Source organism: Xanthobacter sp. BG11Y11_SDJG, from assembly GCF_057364445.1.
Genome location: NZ_JBNFNU010000244.1, coordinates 1 through 6,555, shown reverse-complemented (window position 1 = coordinate 6,555; position 6,555 = coordinate 1). Strand labels below are relative to the sequence as shown.

Genomic DNA, 6,555 nt, shown 5'->3' with positions numbered 1-6,555 from the left:
CCGCTGCCAGCCGGGCGTCCCATAGGACGAGGCGGCCGAACGGCTCGGCGCGGTCGAAGCGGCTCTGGCCGTAGCTGTTGCCGCCGTAGCCTCCGCCATAGGAGGAGCCCCCCCAGCCCCACCCCGCCGCGGCTCTCCTCCACCCGCACATGGGCGTCGGGGGCAGCTCGTCGAGGAAGCGGGAGGGCACGGTCGAGTTCCACATGCCGTGGATGCGCCGGTTGGAGGCGAACCAGATGCGGGCCGAGGCGCGGGCGCGGGTGATGCCCACATAAGCGAGCCGCCGCTCCTCCTCAAGCGGCGCCTGCCCTGCTCGTCCAAAGCGCGCTGGTGCGGGAACAGGCCTTCCTCCCAGCCGGGCAGGAACACGGTGTCGAATTCCAGCCCCTTGGCGGAATGCAGGGTCATCACCTGCACCGCGTCCTCGCCGGCGCCGTTCTCCGCGTCCATGACGAGGGAGATATGCTCCAGGAAGCCGGAGAGGTTCTCGAACGGCTCCATGGAGCGCACCAGCTCCTTGAGGTTTTCCAGCCGCCCGGCGGCCTCGGCGGAGCGGTCCTTCTGCCACATCTCGGTGTAGCCGCTCTCGTCCAGCACGATCTCGGCGAGTTCCGTGTGGGAGAGCGTGCGCGCCTGCTCGCGCCAGCGGTCGAACGCCTCGATCAGGCCGCGCATGGTGGCGCGCACCTTGGGTTTGAGCTCCTCGCTCTGGGTAAGCACGCGCGCCGCCTCCTGGAGCGGCACGCCGGCGGCACGGGCGACGTCGTGGATCTGCTTCACCGTGGCATCGCCGATGCCGCGCTTCGGCACGTTGACGATGCGCTCGAAGGCCAGGTCGTCGGCGGTGGAGTTCACGCAGCGCAGATAGGCCAGCGCATCGCGGATTTCCGCCCGCTCGTAGAAGCGCGGGCCGCCGATGACGCGATACGGCATGCCGAGCGTGACGAAGCGGTCCTCGAATTCGCGCATCTGGAACGAGGCGCGCACCAGGATGGCGATCTCGGAGAGCTTGTGGCCGGCGCGCTGGAGCTGTTCGATCTCCTCGCCGACCGCGCGCGCCTCCTCGCCGCTGTCCCACGCGCCGGTGACGGTGACGCGCTCGCCCTCGTCTCCCTCGGAGAACAGGGTCTTGCCGAGCCGCCCCTCATTGTGGGCGATGAGGTGGGCGGCGGAGGCGAGGATGTGGCCGGTGGAGCGGTAGTTGCGCTCCAGGCGGATCACCTTGGCGCCGGGAAAATCGCTCTCGAAGCGCAGGATGTTGTCCACCTCGGCGCCGCGCCAGCCATAGATAGACTGGTCGTCGTCGCCGACGCAGCAGACATTCTTCGAGCCCTGCGCCAGCAGGCGCAGCCACAGATACTGCGCAACGTTGGTGTCCTGATACTCGTCCACCAGCAGATACTTGAATCGCTTGTGGTATTCGGCGAGCACGTCCGGGTTCTCGCGGAACAGGCGGATGCCCTCCAGCAGCAGGTCGCCGAAATCCACCGCGTTCAGCGCCTTGAGGCGCGCCTGGTAGGCGCCATAGAGCATCCCGCCCTTGCCGTTGGCGAACACGGCGCCCTCGCCGGGCGGCACGTCCTTGGGCGAGAGGCCGCGATTCTTCCAGCCGTCGATGGTGGCGGCGAGCAGCCGCGCCGGCCAGCGCTTCTCGTCGATGTTCTCGGCGGCGAGGAGCTGCTTCAAGAGGCGGATCTGGTCGTCCGTGTCGAGGATGGTGAAGCCGCTCTTCAGCCCCACCAGCTCATGGTGGCGCCGCAGGATCCGCACGCCGATGGAATGGAAGGTTCCGAGCCAGGGCATCCCCTCGATCTGGTCGCCCACCATGGCGTGGATGCGGTCCTTCATCTCCCGCGCGGCCTTGTTGGTGAACGTCACCACGAGGATCTGCGAGGGGAAGGCGCGGCCGGAGGCGAGGATATGGGCGACGCGGGCGGTGAGCACGCGGGTCTTGCCGGTGCCGGCGCGGCCAGAACCAGCAGCGGGCCGTCCAGCGTCTCCACCGCCTCGCGCTGCTCCGGATTGAGACCGGCGAGATAGGTCGCCGCGGGTGCCGCAGGCGTCATGGCGGCGCGCGCCCGCGCGGCGATGCCGCCGGGCTTCAGGCCGGGGAAGCTCGGGCGCGGCTCGGGCCGGCGCGGATGGGGAGGCGATGGTCAAAGGGGCAGGGTCTCGGGCCAAATGATCTCTTGCAGAACAAAATGGCACCGAGACGGCTCAATTGCGAGCTTGGCGGTGGATTTCGCCGGGCCGCGCGGCAGGCTTCCCCTCAGGGCGTCACTTCAGCAGCTCCATGGTGCCCTCGCGGCGCCAGGTGCGGGCTCGCAGCCGGGGCGCCAGCGCCCAGGACAGCGGCAGCGACAGGAGCGTGGTGCCCACCACCAGCCACGGCATGAGCGCCATCGCCTCCTGCGACAAAGGCGACAGCAGCAGAAACAGCGTTGCGGCGAAGAACAGCACCGCCTGGATCATCATGAACAGCATGGCGGCGATCTGGAGACGGATCGACATGGCGCTCTCCCTTCCAGGAAACAGGTCTGAAAGGGCAACACGGCGCGGGCGGTTCAGGTTCCGGCGCGCCGGTCAGGCGGGCGGCGCCTCCGGCGCCAGATGCACCACGTAGAACTTGCGCACCGGCGTCACGCTCTTCCAGGTGCCGGTGAAGCCCGCCGGGATCACGAACGAGGCGCCGGCCTCGTAGGTCTCGGTGTGGCCGGAGGCGTCGGTCAGCTCCACCGTGCCTTCGAGCAGCACGCAGAACTCGTCCTCCTCATAGTTCACGGCGATCTCAGTGGCCTGCGAGGCCCAGAAGCCGGCGGAGAAGGCGCCGGTCCGGTCCTGGTACCATTCATGGACCGTGGTGGCGGCGGCGGGGTCCACCTGAGGCCGGGGGTCGAAGCGGATGGAACGGAGCGTCATGGCAGGCCCCTCCTGGCCCGGGCGCCAAGGGGCGCGCGCATCGTCGGCCATCCTTCCCCCAGCGCCTGGATGAGGGCAAGGCGAGGAGTAATATTTTCGTATTGACTTAATTAAGTGAATCAGAAAATATAGGCCCATGGACAGCTTCGCAGCCCTTTCCGATCCCACCCGCCGCGCCATCGTCGAACGCCTCGCCCAAGGCGAGATGGCGGCGGGAGACATCGTCGCCGCGTTCTCCCGGAGCGCGCCGGCCATCTCCCAGCACCTGAAGACCCTGCGCCAGGCGGGGCTGGTGCGGGTGCGCGGCGAAGGGCAGCGGCGCATCTACAGCCTCGATCCCGGCGGCCTCGACGGGATGGAGGAATGGATCGCCCGCACGCGGCGGTTCTGGAGCACGCGCCTCGACGATCTCGCGGCCGCCCTCGACGCACCGGACGACACATCCGACGACACGGAGACGAATCCATGAGCAGCACCGCCTATGCCCGCGCCGCCGCGGCCGGCCCCTGACACCGCCGCCGACGCCATCCAAGCCGCCGAAGCGCCCATGGGCGTCGTCACCGAGGCGGGCGCCGTGCGCTTCGAGCGGCGCCTGAAGGGCCCGCTGGCGCGGGTCTGGAGCCACCTCACCCAATCGGACCTGCGCGCGAAATGGCTCGCCGCCGGCACCATGGAGCCGTTCGTGGGCGGAGCGATCGCGCTCACCTTCGAGAACGATCGGCTGGGCGATCCGCCGGTCCCCGCCACCGGCTCCTATGCCTGCCACGGCGGCACGCAGCATCTTGAGGGCCGCGTCACCGCCTGGGAGCCGGAGCGCCGGCTCGGCTTCACCTTCGGGCTCGACAAGGAGGGCCGCCCCGCCTCCGAGGTGCTGATCGAGCTGACGCTTGAGGGCGACCATGTGCGCATGGTGCTGACCCATCGCTGCCTCGCCGACCGCGCCGCCATGCTCAGCGTCTCCGGCGGCTGGCACGCCCATCTGCACCTGCTCGCCGAGGTGCTGGCGGGGACGCCCCGCTCCGCCTTCTGGAGCGTGCTCGACCCGCTGGCCAAGGCCTATGACGCGCGCCTGCCCGGCTGAGGCGCGCCCCGCACCCCGGCGATCAGCACCGCGCCGAGGGTGAAGAAGGCGACCAGCACCGCCACGCCGGCCCGCTGGCTGGCGGTGAGCGCCGTCACCACCGCCACCGAGGTGGGCGCGGCGAACGAGGTGATCTTCCCCGAGAGGGCGAACAGCCCGAAGCATTCGGAGAGGTTCTCCGTCGGCGCGAGGCGGACCAGCAGGGTGCGCGAGGCCGCCTGGAGCGGCCCCGCCACCAGGCCGATGAACAGGCCGATGCCCACATAGGCCTTCTCCGGCCAGGTGGCGAACAGGCCCTCGGCGGGCGCCGTGGGCACGAGGCCGAAGAGGAGCGCATCCTTCTCCAGCGAGAGGATGCCGATGGCGGCCAGGATCAGCACCACGAGCGCGCCGAGGATCACGGCGCGCGCGCCGAACGCATCGTCAAGCCGCCCGCCGGCGAACGCGCCGAGCGTGCCGGTGACGGTGAGCAGGATGCCGAAGATGCCGATCTCGATGGAGCCCCAGCCGAACGTGCCCGCCGCATAGATGCCGCCGAAGGCGAACAGCGCCACGAGGCCGTCCGCATAGACCATGTTGGCGAGGAGGAAGCGCGCGAGTGCCGGGCGCGCCTTCAGCTTCGGCAGCATGGCGCGCATCTCCGCCACCGCGGTCCGCATGGCCGCCTTGAGCGGCATCGCCTTCGGCGCATCCGGCACGAACAGGAACATGGGCGCCACCAGCACCAGGAACCACAGCGCCGTGAACGGCCCCGCGAAGCGGTCGCCCTCGCGCGCCGCGGCGTCGAGCCCAAGCGCCGGCGGCAGACCCAGCAGCGTGAGGCCGGTGGACGGCTGGGTGGAGAAGAAGGCGAGCATCAGCGCCAGCGAGACCAGGCCGCCGAAATAGCCCGCCGCCCATCCCGTGCCCGAGAGCCGGCCGAGCCGCTCCGGCGGCACCAAGGTCGGCATGATGGAATTGTTGAACACGGTGGCGAACTCGGCACCGATGGTACCGATGGCGAAGGCGGCGAGGATCAGGGGGATGCGGGCCCCGTTGCCCGGCTCCGCGAACCAGAGCAGCGACGACCCCAGCACCAGCATGGCGCCGAACGCCGCGATCCACGGCTTGCGCCGGCCGGCTGCATCCGCCACCGCGCCGAGGAAGGGCGAGCACAAGGCAATCACCAGCCCCGCCGCGCCGGTGGCGAAGCCCCACAGCGCCTGACCCTGCGCCGGCGTCGCCGCCACGGCGGAGGCGAAATAGGGGGCGAAGATGAAGGTGGTGATGAGCGTGAAATAGGGCTGGCAGGCGGGATCGAACAGGATCCAGCCCACCACTGCGCGGGTGGGCGCGCCGGCGGGCGTTGCGGTCTGCGGCTGAAGGGGCGGCGTCGCGGGCTCGTGCATGGCGCGACAGTGCGCCGGGCGCAGCCAAACGAAAAGCGCCGGCGCGAAACGACCGTCTTATCCCCTTGCCCTTGCGACGCTTGACGGAGGGCCGCGCTTGCGCTTCCTCAGGCGCTGGCGCGGCCTGTCGCGCCGACGGCGCGGAGCGCGCGGGAGGCCGATATGGTCGGACATCGGGGGCGGGTTTTCGGCGGTCTCGTTGCGGGCGCAATACTGCTCGCGGACACCGGGCTGGCGCAGGCGAAGCAGACCGCGACGCCGTTCCGCACGGTTGGCCAATGGCGCATCGAAACCGTCTATGACGACGGCAAGCTCACTTTGTGCCGCGCGGTCACCGGCGCCGGCGCCAACCAGGCCAACGTCATCAAGTATCCGAACCAGCGCTGGGCCATCAGCGTGCCGGACATGAACTTCCCGCAGGGCACCAAGCTCTCGGGCATGCTGGAGATCGGCCGCGCCTCGCAGCCCATCTCCACCGTCGCGCAGGCGCCAGGCCTGCGCGAGCGCTTCTTCCTGGACCCCGGCACCTTCGAGGCCATGAAGCAGGGCGGGCGCATGTCGGTGACGCTCGGCGGCAAGACCGTCGCTTGGCAGATGAACGATGCCGGCCAGGCCACCGGCGCGGTGGAGGACTGCCTCACCGCGGCGCTGAAGGCCGGCGGCGGCGTGGCGACGCCGGCCGCCCCGTCCGCCACCCCCGGCAAGCAGATCGCGACCCCCCTTCCGCACCGTCGGCCAGTGGCGGGTGGAGACGGTGTTCCAGGACGGCAAATTCTTCCTGTGCCGCGGCGTCACGGGCACCGGCGCCAATCAGGTCAACGTCATCTTCTATCCGAACAATCGCTGGGCCATCAGCGTGCCGGACATGGCCTTCCCGAAGGGCACCCAGCTCACGGGCATGCTGGAGATCGGCCGCGCGTCGCAGCCCGTTTCCACGGTCGCGCAGGCGCCCGGACTGCGCGAACGCTTCTTCCTGGACGCCGGGACGCTGGAGGCCATGAAGATGGGCGGGCGCATGTCGGCGACGCTCGCCGGCAAGACCGTCTCCTGGCAGATGAACGATGCCGGCCAGATGTTCGGCGCGGTCCAGGACTGCATGACCGCCGCCCGCCAAGGCCCGGCGGCTGAGCGGCGCGGCGCCGCGAGCGCCGTCGCCCCTGCCCCGCC

The 6,555-nt window shown here is 70.3% G+C and carries 7 protein-coding genes and 1 pseudogene; 3 read left to right on the top strand and 5 right to left on the bottom strand.

What is annotated here, in order from left to right:
- From AC2W7M_RS17385 to AC2W7M_RS17375, 3 genes and pseudogenes are all read right to left on the bottom strand, one after another.
- Positions 1 to 2,066, bottom strand: a pseudogene (locus AC2W7M_RS17385) (ATP-dependent helicase); the annotation flags it as partial.
- A 211-nt stretch (positions 2,067 to 2,277) separates the two neighbouring features.
- Positions 2,278 to 2,511, bottom strand: coding sequence for a hypothetical protein (locus tag AC2W7M_RS17380; protein ID WP_486133591.1), 234 nt, complete (start codon positions 2,509 to 2,511; stop codon positions 2,278 to 2,280).
- A gap of 72 nt (positions 2,512 to 2,583) precedes the next feature.
- The gene (locus AC2W7M_RS17375) at positions 2,584 to 2,919 is read right to left on the bottom strand and encodes a cupin domain-containing protein (protein ID WP_486133589.1); all 336 of its coding nucleotides are present in this window, start codon (positions 2,917 to 2,919) and stop codon (positions 2,584 to 2,586) included.
- Positions 2,920 to 3,055: 136 nt separating this feature from the next.
- Between AC2W7M_RS17375 and AC2W7M_RS17370 the strand changes: the two genes are divergently transcribed.
- Positions 3,056 to 3,388, top strand: a complete 333-nt coding sequence (locus AC2W7M_RS17370) for an ArsR/SmtB family transcription factor (protein WP_486133587.1) — start codon at positions 3,056 to 3,058, stop codon at positions 3,386 to 3,388.
- Positions 3,389 to 3,466: 78 nt separating this feature from the next.
- On the top strand, positions 3,467 to 4,000 hold the full coding sequence (locus AC2W7M_RS17365) for an SRPBCC family protein (RefSeq protein WP_486133585.1): 534 nt from the start codon (positions 3,467 to 3,469) through the stop codon (positions 3,998 to 4,000).
- Here AC2W7M_RS17365 and AC2W7M_RS17360 read toward each other — a convergent pair.
- Together AC2W7M_RS17360 and AC2W7M_RS17355 are read right to left on the bottom strand one after the other, a co-directional pair.
- Positions 3,976 to 5,388 carry an MFS transporter gene (locus AC2W7M_RS17360; RefSeq protein WP_486133583.1) on the bottom strand — a complete coding sequence of 471 codons (1,413 nt, stop codon included), beginning with the start codon at positions 5,386 to 5,388 and terminating at the stop codon, positions 3,976 to 3,978. The genes AC2W7M_RS17365 and AC2W7M_RS17360 overlap by 25 nt on opposite strands.
- Positions 5,389 to 5,684: 296 nt before the next feature.
- Positions 5,685 to 6,092, bottom strand: a complete 408-nt coding sequence (locus AC2W7M_RS17355; RefSeq protein WP_486133582.1) for a hypothetical protein — start codon at positions 6,090 to 6,092, stop codon at positions 5,685 to 5,687.
- 50 nt (positions 6,093 to 6,142) lie between these two features.
- Between AC2W7M_RS17355 and AC2W7M_RS17350 the strand changes: the two genes are divergently transcribed.
- Positions 6,143 to 6,555 (top strand): hypothetical protein (locus tag AC2W7M_RS17350; protein ID WP_486133580.1); only part of this gene is annotated, 413 nt, incomplete at its 3' end.